Below are 18,133 nucleotides of genomic sequence, written 5' to 3'. Positions count from 1 at the left end.
TTTAATCTCCAATTTGATCGCGAAATCAATTAGTTAGTCTAGACTAACTTGATTAAAGTGCCCCCTTTTTTGGGGTAGAGCCCAAAAAATTAATCTTGATGTGTTACAAAAAACGATACAAATACTTCAACAACATTTTGCAACTCAAATAGAAATAAACTCCATACAGTTTCTCAGTGAAAAAGAGCGACGTAATAGTGTGGCCCGTATCGCACTAAAGAGTAAATCAAACTCGGTTCCTAAAAGCATCATTCTTAAACAATCCCTCCCTGAAGCATCAGATCGTGATGACAAAGAGGCTTATGCTCGGTTTGCTCGCGATTGGGCTGGTCTTGAGTTTGCAAATCAAATTCATCAAAGCATGCATAATGTTCCTCGTTTTTATGGCGGTAATAAAGAGTATCGATTCATTCTTATCGAAGATTTGGGGAAACAGCATATAAGTTTGGTGGACTCTTTAACACTTCCTAACCGGGATAAAGCAACACGTGCCTTAAATCGATTTATGAAATCATTAGGAAGCTTCCATGCAGCAAGTTATGGTAAAACAGCGCTGTATGAGGCGATGTTAAAGAAAATTCATGGGAACGCTGAAACACTGCAAGAAGATTTAGACGTTACACGTACTGATTTACTCGAAAAATTGCATGCAGTGAATAAAAAGTTGCATTTACCTTTAATAACAGAATGCATTAATGAAGCGAATTCACTGATCGAATCGTTACTTAAACCAGGCCCATTTACTGTGCTTACCCATGGTGATATTTGTCCCGACAATGTTTTTGATCATGAAGAAACACATGATTTGCAACTTATTGATTTTGAATGGGCTTTTGTACGCAATGCGCTACTCGATGGTACTTATCTTAGAATGAGCATGCCTACATGTTGGTGTGCCAAATCCATACCTGAAGAAGTCATCCTTCCGTTAGAGATTATTTATCGAGAAGAACTCAAACAAACCATTCCAGCAGCATCAGATGATTTAGCTTATACTAAAGCCTATACCGAAGCGTGTGGCTTCTGGTTATTACAACAAACGCTCCCTTTCCTCGATTCAACTCTAGCAAAAGACAGAGTGGGTCCATCAGGGCCTGTTCCAAAAAACTCATTGTGGAGCAACGAAGAAAACTGGGTGAGACCAAGAGTTTTATCGCGTTTACAGGCGTTTATTCACGTTGCCTCGAGAAGCAATTTATTGCCTCACTTAAAACAAATGGCAGAAAACATGCTCTTCGAGCTGAAAAAACTCTGGACTGCAAACTCTCTAGAATTTTATCCCGCCTTTAAAACATTAAATCAAAAGTTTTATATCAGAACTTTTGAACCGGGTGATGAAGCAGAAATCTATCAACTATTTTATGATACTGTTCACTTCATCAATTGCAGGGATTATACGAAAGAACAACTCAATGTATGGGCACCTAAAAATCCTGACTTGTATGAATGGCAAAAATCTCTTGCTAAAAATTATACCTTTGTGGCTATTGATAAAGAAAGTAACAAAATTATTGGATTCTCAGATTTGGAAGAAAATGGTTACCTCAATCGAGGTTATGTACATAAGGACTATCAAAAACAAGGAGTTGGCAAAGCATTATTAGAAGCACGTGAACATACAGCAAGCGCTTTAAGAATACCCAAACTTTTTTCAGACGTCAGCATCACAGCCAAACCATTTTTTGAAAAGCATAAGTACCGTATTGAAGCAAAACAAACCAAAGAACTAAATGGGATTACACTTAAAAACTATCGTATGACTAAAGTATTAACTTTTTCTAAATAAACTCTTTTTTGCGCTCCAGATATTATTCCATTGGCTTATGACATGTTCATTTTTAAATCAAAACTCCAATTATAACCTATACTTAAGTTAGTGAATTAATTGGTAGTTAAAATGGCTAGGTCTCATGTAGAGATGGCCCATGTTTTAGGGCTACAAGATAATCCATTTTTAAGTGAGGATAACACGGGTTGGTTCATTGGGTCGGCGGTTGTTAGTATAAAAAATAGATATAAGCAATTAAAAAATTCCAATAATTCTGATTTAAATTTTGATGTATTACCTTCCTCTTATTATCGAGATGCTGCAAAAAAAATTACGGATCTGTCACATGGCGGATATGTGGGTTTTTCTTGTCGGTGGCCTGGCCATGCATTTACCCTTCATGCAGTTAAAGAAAACGACCACACTCATTTTATCTATGTGAATCGTGGTGATCCGGCAACAGAGAAGAGAAAGGAAGGTGCACCAACAGTCATGGCTTTTTCTGTAGAAAATAAAGATGCAGAAAGTTTTGCTAAGGCAATGATGAGTGCTGCAATGTCTTTAAGTACGCGCACTGCGATGTCAAAATTTTTAGAAAAACATCACGATATGGAGAATAAAGAACTTTCCCGAACATTAAAAAAGAAAAATCAAAAAACAGGGAATTGTACTGTAGCAAACTCGAATATTGCCTGGCATTTTCAATTAGCATCTGATGAGATGAAAAAAAATGGGAAAAGTTTTGCACAGGCTTATGAAGATACAAAGTCGCAATATAGGGAAATGAGGGTAAAAGATAGAGTTCAAGCGTTCAAATACCTTTTAAATGACAGAGGCTGTTATCTCTCAGATACAGCGTTTCTCTATAATTATTTGCAAACACTCGAGAAATTTGTGCGCAAAGATTACGCAATGCAAAATCAACCCAATCAAACACAGCATATTAAAACTTTGGTTGATGAGCTAACTCCTAATGGAATAGCCAAATTAGTCGAGCCGTTGGTTAACGAGAATTTTACGCTCAAAGTAGATGAGTATATAAACGCCAGGAGAGAACAAAATAAAAAAGACTTTCCAAAAATGACAGAAGGACAACATAGACTTTTTGCAGCTGTAACAAGAAATAATTTACAGTCGGCAAAAAGCAGAATTTTAACGCTTGCTTTCAAAGAATTACCTCAAGAGAAACAAAAGGAACTCATAGCTAAGGATGTTTCATTAATTGAGTATGCTTCCAAAGAACTACAGTTGGCTTTACTTCAACAAAATTATAATAAGTATGCTTTATATGTTAGTAAAGAAATTAAAAGCACGTGTAACGAGTATCAAACACAGTTGGAGCGTGAATCACAAGAAACATATCAACAACCTCTTAATGAGCTTAGTCACGCTGAAAGAGGTATCTTGGAATACTCAATTGATATGGAACAAAGACACTATAAAGCAAAAAGCAAACAAATTGCTATAGAACGAAAGACCAGTGGTAATTTTTTGCTCTCGCAAGAAGCGGAACAAAAAGAGGCAAAAATTAACAATGCACTGAGAGCCTTATATTCATATCTCTCCACAGGAGACCAAGATAACGCCAAGAAAACATTTGAAGAACTGTGCCGGGCTTGTTGCGAACGAAGATTTTATCTCGGTGGAGATAAGTATTCAACTCATGTTCAATCTGCTAAATGGTTAATTGAACGAATCAATGCGTATGATGAAACAGGAAATGATTTCAGAACTCTTTTAGGCATCGAAAATAATGAGCTTCATGAAATAAACAACAAAGTTCGAGATATTATCTCTGGAAAAAATAGAAATAACGCTTATCACTCTATTAGCTTTAAAGAACGATATCAGGAGCAAAACACAGAGAAACGTGAAGTACAAATATTAACGCAGCATACAGAAGAGTCAACTCATACCTTGAATTCGCAGTGCCTAGTATAAAAAATAGATAGAATCAATTTAGAGAAACCCCAAACTCTAATTTAAACTTTGATTTATTAACTCAAGTTTTTCGTCAACAGATATTTCGAGACAACCCGAGAGTGACTAATTTTAATTCTGTTTACTATACTATAAATACACCTATAGTGCTTATTAGGTAAGCAGTTATGAAGCAGCGTACAGAGCCTCAAAGAAAAAAGCATCAAAATGAAATTAGAATAATTAAGTCTCATAGAGAAATGGCTCATGTATTAGGATTAAAAAATAGTTCATTGCTCGGCATTGAAAATGAAGGTTTGCATGTTTCACCGGCAGTGCATAGTATAAAAAATAGATATAATCAATTTAAAGGTACCGCAAATTCTTATTTAAATTTTGATGTATTGCCTGCCTCATTTTCTCAAAATGCAGTCCAAAAAATTACAAACCTGCCACAGGGAGGGTATGTTGGCTTTGCTTGTAGATGGGACACCCATGCTCACACTTCTCAATGGAACGCCCATGCTTTTACTCTTCATGCGGTCAAAGAAGGAAATCATACCCATTTTATTTATGTGAACCGAGGACAACGCCATTTTGACTTGCCAACAGGACAGGATAAAAATGATACACCAGCAGTGATGGTATTCTCTGTTGAGAACCAACATGCAAGGAGTTTTGCTAAACTCATGTTGAGTGCCGCTACGGCTTCAGATGCTCGCAAAGGGATGTCCGCATTTTTAGAACGTCATAAAGAGCAATTCAATAAAGATCTGTCCGAATTCATGTTAAAGAAGAATCAAAAAACAGGAAATTGTAGCATCGCAAACTCGAACATCGCCTGGCACTTTCAATTAGCATCCGATGAAATGCGAAAGAGTAATAAAAGTTTTGTGCAGGCTTATGAAGATACAACGCCCCTCTATAGAGAAATGAGGGTAAAGGATAGAGTTTCAGCGTTCAAATACCTTTTAAATGATAGAGATTGTTATACTTCTGATAACGCATTTCTTTATAATTATTTTCAAGCAATTGAAAAATTTACAAGAAAAGATTTTGCAATGCAAGGCCAGCCAAACCCAATGGCGCATATTAAAACGTTAGTTGAGGAGCTTGATTCTAAGGGATTATCCAAATTAATAGAACCATTAATTAATGATAATTTTACCATCAAAGTGGACGAATATATCAATGCTAGGATACAGCAACTCAAAAAAGAGCATCCAACTTTATCGGAACAATACTGTAAAAATTTCGCGGCCACAACACGAGATGGCTTACAGTCAGCAAAAATTAGAGTGTTAATGCTTGCTTTCAAAAAACTATCCCTAGAAGAACAAAAGCAAATAATAGCTAAGGATATTTCATTATTACGTTTTGCTGATCGTCAACTGCAATCAGACTTACTTAAACAGGATTACAATAAGTATGCTCTGTATGCAGATAGAGAATTAAAAAAAACATTCCCAGAGCATCCTTTTAATCAGTTTCGTGAAGAGCATCCAAACGAATTTAATTCAGTAAGTGATAGTATGAAAGAAATGATTGAGTCATTCATGGAGGGTAATGAGGAGGAATATCTTAGGAAAAGTAACATAATTACTACAGAAAGAAAAACCTAAGATATTGTTTTCTTATCACAAGAAGCAGCACAAAAAGAAGTGGTGATTAATAATACATTGAGGACTTTATATTCCTATCTCTCGACAGGAGACAAGGAGCATGCCACTAAAACATTTGAAACGCTTTGTCGAGTTTGTTGCGAACGCAGATTTTATCTAGGTGGAGATAAATATTCGGTACATAATCAATCGGCACAATGGTTAATTAATCGAATCTGTGCAGATGATGATATAGGAAAAGATTTCAGGGAGCTTTTAGGAGTCCAAGATACTAATGCTAAGACGCTCACTTCGACAGTAACCAAGATAGTTCAAAATACTCTCTCTGAAAAAAACACAACGAGTGATCATTTCAACAACTTTAAAGAACGGTATACTCAGCACGTCCAAACACCAACACCAGTTGAACCCACTCCCCAATCCTCCTACGAAAGTAGTTTTTCATGTTGACTTTAAGACTCCCCTACCAAAGTGAGCGCACACTATTTTTCGCTCATATTATTAATTAAAAAAGCCCTAGATACTTTAAATTGAATTTTTGTTATGTTTAATTAGACAATTACATTAAATTCCCTTTCAAATAGGAGAATAGAAATACTATGGAACGGTTAAAATCCTATTTTCTTAAAGACACCACTTTGAAAACTGAAATTATTGCGGGAATCTCTACTTTTCTAACCATGGTGTATATCGCGTTCATTAACCCAAGCATACTTCATGAAGCGGGGATGGATCAGGGAGCAGTATTTACAGCCACCTGTCTTATCACCGCCTTTGCGTGTTTCTTTGCAGGGGTATTTGCTAATACGCCCATTGGCATAGCACCGGGTATGGCATTAAATATCTTCTTTTCTTATACAGTAGTACAAGGGATGGGAATCGCTTGGGAACAAGCTTTAGCCATTGTTTTTCTTTCAGGTGTCTTGTTCTTTTTAATGTCACTTACCCGCCTGAGACGTCTGTTAATCGAAGCAATTCCTCATAATTTACAAATTGCTATCTTAATAGGAATCAGTTTATTAATTGCTTTAATTACCTTACAAAATAATCACATTATTATTGAGGATCAGCATAATTTAATGCGTCTTGGCGAAATTAATCGTCCAGAAAGCGGCTTATTTTTCTTAGGCTTTTTACTCATACTGATTTTAGATTATTTTCAAATTCCTGGAGCAATTATCCTTGGAATACTCAGTATTTCTATCTTGAGCTTATTGATGGGTTTGTCTACCTGGCAGGGATTAATTTCCATGCCCCCTTCCATGGAGGCTACTTTTTTAAAGCTCGATTTTTCTGGCCTAAATACTGTTCTCGCCTTAAAAGCCACGTTTACCTTTTTTTTAATTGCCGTGTTTGATGCTACAGGAACTTTGATCGGCTTATTAAATCCTTCTGTATTTAAGCAACAAAAAAATTATTCCAAACGCCTTAGCAATTGTCTCACCGTTGATGCAGCTGCTTCTGCTGTAGCAGGATTGTTAGGCTCTGCAAGTACCTCTCCTTACATCGAGTCTGCGGCAGGAATTGAAGCAGGTGGACGCGGTGGAATAACAGCTATAGTCATCGCAATCGGTTTTCTCCTTATGTTATTTTTTTCACCTTTAGCGCGAATGATTCCTAACTTTGCAGTAGGCCCCGCCCTTTTGTATGTGGCATGTTGTATGATGAAACACCTCACTGACATGAAATTACAGGATGTAAGTGAAACAGCTCCTTGTATGGTTACCATCATGATGATTCCCTTTACTGCATCTATTGCGGATGGAATTGGCGGGGGTATTATTCTCTATACTTTATTAAAGCTGTTAACACGACAAAAAATTAATTTTTTGCTCTTCGTATTAAGTATTGTTTTTGTAATATTCTTCCTGGTAAGTTAAAACACGTTTGAATTATTTTTTAACGTCACAGTGTCTAAAATTGATCAAAAGGATATTTTTTATGTCCATTAAATGTTCCGTATTTATTGCCACAAGCATGGATGGATTTATCTCCCGTGATGATGGCTCTATTGATTGGCTCATGAAAGTCAACTCCCTTGTTCCTGAAGGCGAAGATGGTGGTTATAAATCCTTCATTTCCAGCGTCGATGGATTAATTATGGGGAGAAATTCATTTGAGCAGGTACTTTCATTTGATGAATGGCCATATGGTGATCTTCCAGTGGTGGTCATGAGCAGCAAATCCATAAATATCCCCAAACACTTACAAAAATGTGTTTCTTCCTCCTCTGAAGCACCTTCCGCCCTCGTTGAGCGCCTGGCAAAAAAAGGAATGAAACATCTTTACATTGATGGTGGAATTACCATTCAAAAATTCATCGAAGAACATCTCATTAATGAATTAACAATTACCTTGATCCCTATATTACTCGGTTCGGGTCGTTCCTTATTTGGTCCACTGAAACATGACATCGGGCTTGAGCTTTTGGAGACAAAGAATATTGGCTGCAGTATTGTGCAATTAAAATACCGTATCATGAACATCCGAAGTTTGAATAATATAACTCATTCAATCTTAGGATAATCCACTGAAGCCTTCTGCTCTATCAAGCAAGAGTAGAAAGCGACACTCCAAGTTCCTCTAAGGCATAGATTCAATTTAATTTTTAAATGATCAAAAAGGCATATACATTTACCAAACCATCTGCATATAATGCGTTAAGATGATATTCAAAATGTACAACTTTGCACGCATTATCATCTGCATAAAACGAATATATGCAATTCAATTCTATTTAATGAGGATGAACATATGAAAGGAAAACACGAACATCAGCCAAATAAACACGAGCACGCTCACCCATCAGTTACCCAGCCACACCCCCACACTACAGTGGTTATTACAACACCACCACTAGGCGCTCACCCTCATTCCTTCCATTATCATCCCCCCTATTATATACCTCAGCAACATCGTACACCTCAGCCATATCCTCATCAGCATTCACATACTCATGAGCATGAGGAACATACTCATTTTCACAAACCCTAATAAAAAAGCGCCCGGATTAATGCTATGTTGTCCGGGGCTAAAAAATAAGAGAATTTTTTGACCTATGAAGGATAATCTCACGATGAATTTTAGAATTCATGCTTCAAAATAAAAACATGCGAATGAATATAAAGATAGATTCTTAGCAGTTAAGGTAATCTTGAAGCAGAATTTGAAAAAGGCTTCAAAATACCTTCGGTTACGTGTCAAAAAAACTATTGTAAGTTTATAAATTTAGTTATCATGTTATTTAATTAGGATTTTGCGATTTTTCAATGCGCTCGATAGTAATTATAATTTTAACATTTATTTGTTCTGCATTAATTCATGCAAACGAAATTAATATTTCCACAACCACGAAAAATGGGAATACTACTTTTTATTTGCAAGCAGGCGCATTTAATTTAGAAAAAGATGCAAAGCAACGTCAACAAGAATTATCTGCGCTTGTTAGTGAGCCGGTTGAAATTAAGAATCTATCAGATAAGAAACTTTATCTCATACAAATTGGACCAATTAATGATTATCTCACCGCACGCGCCTTGCAGAATAAATTAACTCAAAAAATCATCGCTTCTAAAAAGAACAAACACATTGAAAATCAATCTCCTCCTTTAGCTCAATCAAACCCATCCGACAGTTCAGGTGAACAAACAGAAATACCTCCGCCGCCAAGCAGTAAATTATGGAACTTAAGAAATGCAGATATCCGAGCGGTCATCGCTGAAGTGTCTCGAGTAACGGGAAAAAACTTTGTCATTGATCCTAGAGTACAAGGAAAAATATCCATCGTATCGGCAACACCCATGAACAATGACGAGCTCTATGAAGTGTTTCTTTCAGTGTTGCAAGTCTCAGGTTATGCCGCAATACCTAGTGGTGCGATCATTAAAATTATTCCTAATATTGATGCAAAAACACAATCACCTGATCCTTCAGGCGAAATGAAACAGCCACCTAAAGGCGATGATATGATGGTGGCCGTCGTGCCCGTTCATTACGTTCCATCAGAGCAATTAGTACCTGTTTTACGACCACTAATGCCCCAATGGAGCAGTATCTCTGCGTACGCTCCCTCAAACATGCTTATTTTGTCAGGAAGAGCCAACAACATTCGTAGTCTTGCAGAAATCATCAAGCAAGTAGATTCCTCCTCTGCAAACGGTATCGATATGGTTCCTCTAAGACATTCATTAGCTATGGATATCGCTGCTACTTTAAAAGATCTTGTTAAAATTCAACCCAGCATGGGAGGATCACGAACACAGTTAACTGTAGCTGCTGATGATCGCTCCAACTCTCTATTGATCAGTGGAACCAAAACAGACAGAATACGTCTTAGGATGTTAATATTAAAGTTAGATAAAGAGAGCTCCGAAGGTCAAAACAGTAATACGCAAGTTGTTTATCTCAATTACCTCAGAGCAGAAGACTTGGTCCCCATTCTTGCCGGCATTGCGCAGGCAAATTTCAGTGGAAATGTTGGAACAACCATTGGTACGATTACTCGTCCTATCTTGGACAGTACAAACCCTGCTTCCAATCTTACCAGTAACTCAAATATACAAAGCTCCAGTCCCACCTCTTCTTCTCTTTATTCATCAGGATCAGGTAGCGGCCCGTCCCCACTTACTGCATCAGGAGCTACTGCAAATACTACAACGGCAACAACTCAAAATGAAGGAACAACCAAACCTTCAGTTCAAATTATAGCTGAGCCAAACACAAATTCCATTATTCTTAATGCACCCGCATCGGTGATACGTATTTTGAAAAGAGTAATTACTCAACTGGATATTAAACCAGCTCAATTACTTATAGAGGCAATGGTCGCAGAAATAAACCAATCAGATATTAATGATTTGGGCATTGAATGGGGAAGTAATCAACTAACTGGAAGGCCTCAAGATTTTAGACCAGGATTTGCTATAATTAATAGTGGAACCCGACTTGATGATTTACAAGCGCAAATATATGCCTTGGCTAGAGAGAACAAAGCGAATATTTTATCAACGCCTTCAGTTGTAGTTCTTGATAATCGTCAAGCCAAGATATTGGTAGGTAAACAGGTTTCGATTGCATCAACAACTCAGCCTGCTAATGCAGGAGGGACAACAAATGGTGGTGTTCCATTTACCACTTTTGATCGAGTAAACGTCGCATTGCATCTCTATGTCCGACCACAAATCACACGCGGGAATGGCATTCAAATGCAAATCGACCAAGGCAATGACACACTGGATCCACCTGTTGTTGCTCCAAACGTGACTACTCCTACATTTCGAATTAGTAGTATCGTCACCGCCGTTCATGTTGAGAGCGGTGATGCAGTTGTTTTAGGCGGTTTAACTCAAGACAGTCTAAATAATGATAATAATCGTTTACCCATTTTAGGAGATATACCTGGTATGGGACGTATATTCAAACGGAAAATAAATTCTCGTGAAAAGCGGGTGCTTATGGTCTTTATTAAACCCCTTATTTTACGTAATGAACGCGATAATATGCATATGTCAAGTGAAAAGTACAACCATATTCGTCAATACGAACTGGATTGGCTAAGATCACAAGATGCGTTTGTACAAAGCAATAATTCAACCGTATTGCCTGCTTTGAAACGTGCTGAATTACCCAAACCATTTAATCGTCCACCTTTGCTAGTAACGAAGTAAGCCATGGAAAACGAAGAGAAATCACTGAAAATCCCATACAGTTTTGCAAAAAACCATGGGATTGTTGTTGCGAGTGAAATGAGCGATAACCATGCCCTTGTTTATTATTTACCTGATACACCACTCCAATCTCTCGCGGAGATAAAACGTTTATTACAATGCGACTTTACTCTCAAACAAGTTGATGAATCAGCGTTTCAACAACATTTAGCACACGTGTATCAATCTAAATCATCGATATTGGAAGCTGCTGGAGGTATGGAAGAAGATATGGATCTCTCATTGCTGGCAAGTCAATTACCAGTAAGTGAAGACTTATTAGAAAATCAAGATGATGCGCCGATAATCCGTTTATTGAATGCATTATTTACCCAAGCAATAAAACAAAAAGCATCTGATATTCATATTGAAACGTATGAAGATAGAGTATTAGTACGTAATCGTATTGACGGTGTTTTACATGAGGTTTTAGAAATTCAGCGTGCCATTGCCCCCCTAGTCATTTCTAGAGTCAAGGTGATGGCCAAACTGGATATTGCTGAAAAACGTATTCCACAAGATGGTCGTATTTCACTACGTATTGGTGGGCATAATATTGATGTTCGAGTTTCAACCCTCCCTTCAAACCATGGCGAACGTGTGGTTTTGAGGATTCTGGATAAACAAGCTGCACAATTGGATTTAAACCTATTGGGCATGCCTCAACCTACTGTAAAAGCCATGCGAAAAATGATCGCAGAACCGCATGGCATTATTTTGGTCACCGGACCAACAGGTTCTGGAAAGACTACTTCTTTATACGCCATGTTAACTGAATTAAATCAAGTCACTCGCAATATTTTAACGATAGAAGATCCCATAGAATATGATCTTGAAGGTATTGGACAAACACAGGTTAATACCAAAGTACAAATGACCTTTGCCAAGGGCTTAAGGGCAATTCTCAGACAAGATCCCGACGTAGTCATGATAGGAGAAATTCGTGATTTGGAAACTGCTGAAATCGCAGTTCAAGCCAGTCTTACAGGACACCTGGTATTGTCAACCTTACACACAAACAGCGCACTAGGCGCCCTCACTCGTTTACGCGATATGGGGGTTGAATCTTTTCTCTTATCTTCAAGTATCGTTGGACTTATTGCACAACGACTGGTGAGGAAACTATGCCCTCAATGCAAAACGCCGCATCAATTAAGAGACGACGAAAAAGAACTTATGGGACTGACAGCAGATACAGATATATCAAAAGTTTATGAACCCAAAGGTTGCGACTTCTGCAATCACTTAGGCTATAAAGGAAGAACAGGAATTTATGAGCTGATTACTGTAGATGAAGTACTAAGAGGAATGATTCATCGCCATGAAAACTTGCAAGCAATGGAAAATCATTTACGCCCTGAAACCCCCAGTATTCGTGATGATGGATTTAAACGGGTACTCGCCGGTGATACATCACTTGCTGAAATCCTTCGAGTAACAACACAAAGTTAATTGAGGAATTCTCAAGCTTTATGCGTGGAAATTCCTATGAAAATCAAACGTTAATAGGTACTATATAAGATAGATTCGATGTGGTATTGAAGTTATTTTTAATGATTAGGGTCTGTTTACCTTTCGCTAACTTGAGTCAAAATGACCTGATTTTAGAGCACCGGAGCGCAGAAAATCAGGTCATTTTGGCCAAGATAGAAGAAATGTAAACAGACTCTAGAGATGTGTTGCCAAATAAATAGGAAGTGTTATGCGGCTTTGGATCAGAGGATTTACTTGTTTCAGTTTCTATACATTAATATCCTGTACTGTTTCTCTACCTCAGCAAAGCCAAATTAAAAATATCAAAACTGTTCCACGCATGGAACATTCCATTAAAAAAAGTTTGCAAAAAAAAGAGATTTTTTCTAAAGGCGAATGGCCAAGCAAACAATGGTGGTTATCTTATAACAGCCCAGAACTCAACACTTTAGTTACAGGAGCTTTAGCTAATAATCCTTCAATTCATGAAATCAAAAGTCGCATTGAAGTTGCGAAACAGCAAGCAATTGTTACACGCTCACTATTAGCCCCTTTAGTTTTTTTTAATGCACATGAAAATCGACAATATGTAAGTAAAAACGGTTTATATCGCGCATTCAATCCTAATTTTCCTTTAAATGCCAGGCTCTTGGATCTTTCTCTTTCTTTTACTTATGAGTTTGATTTTTGGGGAAAAAACCGTAATCTTTTTTATGCCGCTTTAGGAGAAGCAAAAGTTCAAGAAGCAGAAGCAGCAGAAGTAGAGTTGATTACAAGTACCGCAATTGCACAAGTTTATTTTGCATATAAAACGAATCTTATAAGAAAAAAATTATATATTCAGTTAATTGAAGTACGACAAAAAATTGCAAAATTACAAAATTTATTGGTTCAAAAGGGACTTTCTTCAAAATTACCCGCATTGGAAACTTCAGAAAAATTACTTGAATCCCAAAAACTACTATCAAGCATTACAAATGAATTAACTGTCAATAAACACTTGATTAATACTTTAGCTGGACGTGGAGCAGATGATCCCCTATTGATTAATTCCACTCTCCCCTCACTACCCAATACTCTGAATATTCCTCAAATACTGCCATTGGATTTCTTAGCACGCAGACCTGATCTTATGGCACAAATTTGGCGTGCAAAAGCTTTAGCCTATAAAACAGGAGCAGCAATGGCGGAATATTACCCTGATTTCAATCTCGTTGGTCTGCTTGGCCTGGAAAGCACAAGTTGGAGAAAGCTTTTTGATTTATCGAGTGGTACTGCGGCAATTAGACCTGCATTGCAATTACCCATTTTCACTGCTGGAGCGATACGAGCAAATATCAAAGCGACTAAGGCACAATTTGATGCAGCGATTAACGCATACAATAATTTACTCTTATTCAGTACTCAAGAAGTTCTTGATCTCTTATCTTTTGCTGAGGATATCTATCAGCAAAAAATAGAGCAAAATAAAGTGGTGGAGTATGCAAAACAGCGTTATCAATTAAGCTACTTGCGTCAGCAAAAAGGCTTAGACAGTTTATTTGATCTTTATTTTTTACAAGAAGAAGTCATTCAAAAAGAACTTGTCGATGTTACTCTACTTTATAACCAATACTTAGCCTCTATAAAATTAACCAAAGCGTTGGGAGGAGGCTACTATCAAAATACGATACCCTTGGTGAAAAACTCATGAAAGAAAGATCCGCTTCTTTTTATTTTACAGTTGTTCTTGTTGTTTTATTCATTTTCTTTTTTTTGTATTGGTTTTTCGTGTGGAGAAACCAGGTTTATACCAATAATGCTTATGTGCAGGGAAACCAAGTCTACATCAAATCGCTACGTCCAGGTTTCGTTACAGGTATTTATACTGACGATAGTTTTTTGGTAAAAAAAGGACAACTCATTGTTTCATTAAATGAAACCGATTCACTTATTGCTCTGGAAAAAGCAAAAGAAAACCTTGCCAAGACAGTACGCAATGTATGCCAGAAATTTCATAATGTGTTTATACTGGCTGCAGAAATTGAAGTGCAAAAGGCAGAACTTTTAAAAGCACAACAAAATCTCAGACATCGTTCTGATGTCATTAGTGCCAAAGGAGTTTCTTTGGAAGATTATCAAAATGCACAAGATGATCTCAAGGCCAGAACTGCTTCATTAAAAAGCACTAAAAACCAATATCAAAAAAAGCTTGCTTTTGTACAAGGTACTTCCATTACAAATCATCCTTGGGTACAAGCAGCAGCACAAGAAGTACGCGATGCGTGGGTGCAATTATATCGATGTAAAATTTACGCTCCTGTGGATGGGCTTGTAGCACAAAGAACAATTCAAGTAGGTATGTGGCTCTCCCCTAATGATCCACTTATGTCCATTATTCCCCTGGATCAAATATGGGTAGACGCCAATTATAAGGAAACTCAACTTAAAAAAATTCGCATTGGCCAAGACGTTAAGTTTACTTCTGATCTTTACGGCTCTAACGTTGTGTTTCACGGTAAGATTGTTGGTTTACCAGGAGGCGCAGGTAATGTTTTTTCATTATTACCTCCTGAAAATCTTTCAGGGAATTGGATTAAAATAGTCCAAAGATTGCCTGTTCGAATTGCTCTCGTATCGGGTGAATTAAAAAAACATCCTTTACGTGTAGGTCTTTCTTTAGAAGTAACTACGGATATCTCCGATCAAAGCGGGCTTTTAGTACCCACTTCGACAAAGTCACCTCATTATGTTACTGATATTTTCCAAAAAGAAGAAACAGGTAATGAAAAACTTATAGCAGATATCATCAAGAGTAATTTAGATCCTAATCTTCAAGCGTATGCCAATGCGCCCCTTATTCCAAATAAAATTGCTCTAAATGGGATGAGTAAACAATGATCCTCTATATTTTACTCTTATCACTTGCTGCAGTAATCTTCAATCTTACCTTACCTATAATGGCTGGTCTGTATATTGTAAGTGACTTGGGCGGCAGTCCCTATATGACTTCGTATACAGTCAGTTTTTTTTGTATTGGAAATCTTTTAGGAGTACCTTTAGGAAAACCCGCAGTAACACGATTAAGTCCTATTCAGCTTTTTGTAGTCTGTCTCAGCCTTACCGCATTAAGTTCGTGGGGATGTGCTACTGCGAGTGATTTCTTTACGTTTATCTTATTCAGGTTTTTAGAAGGTTTTGCCTCAGGACCAATGTTTGTTCTTATTACATGCACGCTTATTCCCTTGCTCTCTCCTAATAAAGATAAAGTCTATATTGTTTCTTTGGTGTTGATTTGTCTTTCAATCATTCCAGTAGTCGGTGCTTCATATGGTGCTTGGATAGCTTACAGCTACCATTGGCGCTTTCTTTTCTTCTCTAATATACCTTTATGTATCTTTTTAATTTTGTATGTTGGTTATGGTTATCGAAAATATCATGAGCCCGTAAAAAAGACATATTTTGATAAACTTGGATATTTTTACTATTGCATCAGCATGATTTTTATTGGAACTGCTTTAACTACTGGCCAGGAGTTAGATTGGTTTCGCTCTTCTTTAATTACTTTTTTGCTTATTTCTGGTGTAATCAGTCTTATTTTTTTTATTTTACGCAGTTGGTCAGCCCAGCATCCTGTTGTCGATTTGAAATTACTTAAAAATTTTTATTTTTCAGTGGCGATGATATACATCGCATTATTTTTTGCACTTTATTTTGGTATGGTGATCTTGTTGTCCTTATGGCTGAAGCTTTATGTTAATTACACCCCAGATTGGATTGCTCTCATCATTGGAACAATGGCATTTTGTGGATGGATTCCAGTACTCATTAATAAGAAACAATATAAGCCATTTTATCCATTAATTATTGCTTTACTTTTTTTTGCCATTTCCTGTTTCTATACCACTTATTTTAATGTGGATATCAATTTTAATCGGATTGCTTTTTCTCGAGCATTAGCAGGCGTAGGTCTTGCACTGTTTTTATCCCCCTTATTTCAATTATCAGTACAATCTTTTCCTGAAGCAAAGCTTACTGAATGCATTTGTTTTTTTCATGTATCCCGTTTGCTTGGTAGTGGATTGGGAGTGTCCTTATTTCTTATTTTGTGGCATAGACGAGAAGTTTTTTTTCATCTTCGCTTAGGAAGCAGTTTGACTGCATTCTCCCCTGAAACACAGCAGTTTCTGGAACGAGCGAAGTTATTTTACATTCAAGGAAAACACGCTTCTGCCCAATTAAATTTTTATCTTACGAGACAAGCTACTGCTTTAGCGCTCAATGATTGTTTTTACCTCATGGGGTGGATGATCATTTCTATGTTGCTTTTTTTAATTGTTATTATTCTATTTAGTAGTAAAAAAAATCTCGCACTAACAAAGAAAGATAAGATATTAGATAAAGGTATTTCAGAACAAAGAGCTTAAACCGGAATCTACCTATTATTCTTTTCCATAAGTAGGCTCGAAATTCATTCCATATTTGCTTACCCTGTTTCTGTCCATCTTCATTCGTCCCCAAAAGAAACATCAACTAATTAATCTTAATTCTTCTGAAAAGAAAGGACCATCAATAAGTTTTTCTGGCCATTTAAAAAACATTACTGTAAGAATATTTCGATGTTCACCAAATATAAAATCTACAGAGCTCGTGCGAGTAGGAATCATCTGATGTTGTATGCTATATACTGTTTCTAAATGCTCCCTTATCTTTTTAATTGCTGGAGAATCTTTTTTATTTAATAACAATAAACAAACTCCTACTTCAGCAATAACATCATTTTCGGTTCGCTCCATTATTTGCTGCATGTTGCGCTCAAAATATTCACCTATCCATTGAAAAGCTTCGTCACTCACTGAGTTCTGATAATAATGACTCGCAGCAGTAATAAAATGAGTCATACCATAAATTTTTGATTCATATTCCAATTCTGATAGCTGACTGTCCATATAATCTGGGAAGGTTTGCTGAAACAGTTTCATGTAGGATTTTCTTAAATCAATAATGTGTAAATCATATAAATAATAAACGTAATTAACTAATTGAGCCCCATAAATCTTAATGTTTTCCTCATTTAAAATAAATTCCTCCAACCGGGTAATTTGAGTTTTTAATACATCAATAACTGTATTTGTTTGCGGAAATAGAGAAGTATTTTCCAAATGATAGGAAAAAATTTTATTGGTTATCTCTAATAAATAAAGATAAAAAAACAAATCACCATATTGTGATATTTTTTTGACACGTAACTTGTATTTTTCCAAGGGATTTTGGTTCGCATCTAATAATAAATTATTTGATTTTTTAAGGATGAACTCTGGTTGATCAAAACTTGAGAAAAGATATTGATATTTATTGCTCAAAAAATGAACGTAATCAATAATAGAACTCAAATGTTCTTTATCGCCTGTGATTCGGTACATTCTTATTGAAAAGTGCTCTTGTTTCACTATAGGCAATTTATAAAGATTTGCTTTATAGTTATCTAAGACCGAATCAGCCATGTCTGCCTGACAAGTAGCAGAAAAAAATAATATTAAAAAAATTAAAGACTTCACATCTACATTATTAAAAGTGGATATTGAACTGGGTTATTAAAAATAACAGCCACACAGAAAATTTCCCCGGGTTTCGCTACGTTGAACCCGGGCTACACCCGAGAAGAA

Annotated in this window: 13 protein-coding genes; 12 read left to right on the top strand and 1 reads right to left on the bottom strand. The window is 36.6% G+C overall.

Annotated elements, in window-relative coordinates:
• Nucleotides 1-100 precede the first annotated feature (100 nt).
• The 12 genes from Lani_RS19665 (at nt 101) to Lani_RS03840 (ending at nt 16,894) form a co-directional block, all read left to right on the top strand.
• On the top strand, nt 101-1,786 hold the full coding sequence (locus tag Lani_RS19665) for a GNAT family N-acetyltransferase (protein ID WP_223499436.1): 1,686 nt from the start codon (nt 101-103) through the stop codon (nt 1,784-1,786).
• A gap of 111 nt (nt 1,787-1,897) precedes the next feature.
• Complete coding sequence (locus tag Lani_RS03890; protein WP_019233145.1) at nt 1,898-3,709, top strand: hypothetical protein; 1,812 nt, start codon at nt 1,898-1,900, stop codon at nt 3,707-3,709.
• A 167-nt stretch (nt 3,710-3,876) separates the two neighbouring features.
• Nucleotides 3,877-5,310: a hypothetical protein gene (locus tag Lani_RS03885; RefSeq protein ID WP_019233146.1), complete on the top strand. Its 1,434-nt coding sequence runs from the start codon at nt 3,877-3,879 to the stop codon at nt 5,308-5,310.
• 42 nt (nt 5,311-5,352) lie between these two features.
• Complete coding sequence (locus Lani_RS03880) at nt 5,353-5,760, top strand: hypothetical protein (RefSeq protein WP_058388404.1); 408 nt, start codon at nt 5,353-5,355, stop codon at nt 5,758-5,760.
• Nucleotides 5,761-5,909: 149 nt separating this feature from the next.
• The gene (locus Lani_RS03875) at nt 5,910-7,190 is read left to right on the top strand and encodes an NCS2 family permease (RefSeq protein WP_019233147.1); all 1,281 of its coding nucleotides are present in this window, start codon (nt 5,910-5,912) and stop codon (nt 7,188-7,190) included.
• 61 nt (nt 7,191-7,251) lie between these two features.
• Nucleotides 7,252-7,836, top strand: coding sequence for a dihydrofolate reductase family protein (locus Lani_RS03870; protein WP_019233148.1), 585 nt, complete (start codon nt 7,252-7,254; stop codon nt 7,834-7,836).
• 228 nt (nt 7,837-8,064) lie between these two features.
• Nucleotides 8,065-8,304, top strand: coding sequence for a hypothetical protein (locus tag Lani_RS03865; protein ID WP_019233149.1), 240 nt, complete (start codon nt 8,065-8,067; stop codon nt 8,302-8,304).
• 275 nt (nt 8,305-8,579) lie between these two features.
• The gene (lspD, locus tag Lani_RS03860; protein WP_019233150.1) at nt 8,580-10,976 is read left to right on the top strand and encodes a GspD family T2SS secretin variant LspD; all 2,397 of its coding nucleotides are present in this window, start codon (nt 8,580-8,582) and stop codon (nt 10,974-10,976) included.
• A 3-nt stretch (nt 10,977-10,979) separates the two neighbouring features.
• A complete protein-coding gene (gene lspE / locus Lani_RS03855) occupies nt 10,980-12,467 on the top strand; it encodes a GspE family T2SS ATPase variant LspE (RefSeq protein WP_019233151.1) in 1,488 nt (495 codons plus the stop codon).
• A 250-nt stretch (nt 12,468-12,717) separates the two neighbouring features.
• Nucleotides 12,718-14,181 carry an efflux transporter outer membrane subunit gene (locus Lani_RS03850; protein ID WP_019233152.1) on the top strand — a complete coding sequence of 488 codons (1,464 nt, stop codon included), beginning with the start codon at nt 12,718-12,720 and terminating at the stop codon, nt 14,179-14,181.
• Nucleotides 14,178-15,368, top strand: a complete 1,191-nt coding sequence (locus Lani_RS03845; protein WP_019233153.1) for an HlyD/EmrA/EmrK family protein — start codon at nt 14,178-14,180, stop codon at nt 15,366-15,368. The genes Lani_RS03850 and Lani_RS03845 overlap by 4 nt, the downstream gene beginning before the upstream one ends.
• Entirely contained in the window at nt 15,365-16,894 is a 1,530-nt protein-coding gene (locus Lani_RS03840) for an MFS transporter (protein ID WP_019233154.1), read from the top strand. Before Lani_RS03845 ends, Lani_RS03840 begins: the two co-directional genes overlap by 4 nt.
• Before the next feature lie 102 nt (nt 16,895-16,996).
• Here Lani_RS03840 and Lani_RS03835 read toward each other — a convergent pair whose 3' ends face one another.
• Complete coding sequence (locus Lani_RS03835) at nt 16,997-18,025, bottom strand: DUF3541 domain-containing protein (protein ID WP_127908239.1); 1,029 nt, start codon at nt 18,023-18,025, stop codon at nt 16,997-16,999.
• Nucleotides 18,026-18,133: the final 108 nt, after the last annotated feature.

It is taken from the genome of Legionella anisa, assembly GCF_001467525.1.
Classification (GTDB): domain Bacteria; phylum Pseudomonadota; class Gammaproteobacteria; order Legionellales; family Legionellaceae; genus Legionella; species Legionella anisa.
This window is presented reverse-complemented; position numbering and strand designations above follow the sequence as displayed.

What these genes read in the sequence shown, in the direction of transcription:
- Lani_RS03840 (WP_019233154.1), top strand. Translation starts at nt 15,365, where the DNA reads ATGATCCTCTATATTTTACTCTTATCACTTGCTGCAGTAATCTTCAAT.
- lspD (WP_019233150.1), top strand. Translation starts at nt 8,580, where the DNA reads ATGCGCTCGATAGTAATTATAATTTTAACATTTATTTGTTCTGCATTA.
- Lani_RS03865 (WP_019233149.1), top strand. Translation starts at nt 8,065, where the DNA reads ATGAAAGGAAAACACGAACATCAGCCAAATAAACACGAGCACGCTCAC.
- Lani_RS03885 (WP_019233146.1), top strand. Translation starts at nt 3,877, where the DNA reads ATGAAGCAGCGTACAGAGCCTCAAAGAAAAAAGCATCAAAATGAAATT.
- lspE (WP_019233151.1), top strand. Translation starts at nt 10,980, where the DNA reads ATGGAAAACGAAGAGAAATCACTGAAAATCCCATACAGTTTTGCAAAA.
- Lani_RS03850 (WP_019233152.1), top strand. Translation starts at nt 12,718, where the DNA reads ATGCGGCTTTGGATCAGAGGATTTACTTGTTTCAGTTTCTATACATTA.
- Lani_RS03890 (WP_019233145.1), top strand. Translation starts at nt 1,898, where the DNA reads ATGGCTAGGTCTCATGTAGAGATGGCCCATGTTTTAGGGCTACAAGAT.
- Lani_RS03870 (WP_019233148.1), top strand. Translation starts at nt 7,252, where the DNA reads ATGTCCATTAAATGTTCCGTATTTATTGCCACAAGCATGGATGGATTT.
- Lani_RS03845 (WP_019233153.1), top strand. Translation starts at nt 14,178, where the DNA reads ATGAAAGAAAGATCCGCTTCTTTTTATTTTACAGTTGTTCTTGTTGTT.
- Lani_RS03875 (WP_019233147.1), top strand. Translation starts at nt 5,910, where the DNA reads ATGGAACGGTTAAAATCCTATTTTCTTAAAGACACCACTTTGAAAACT.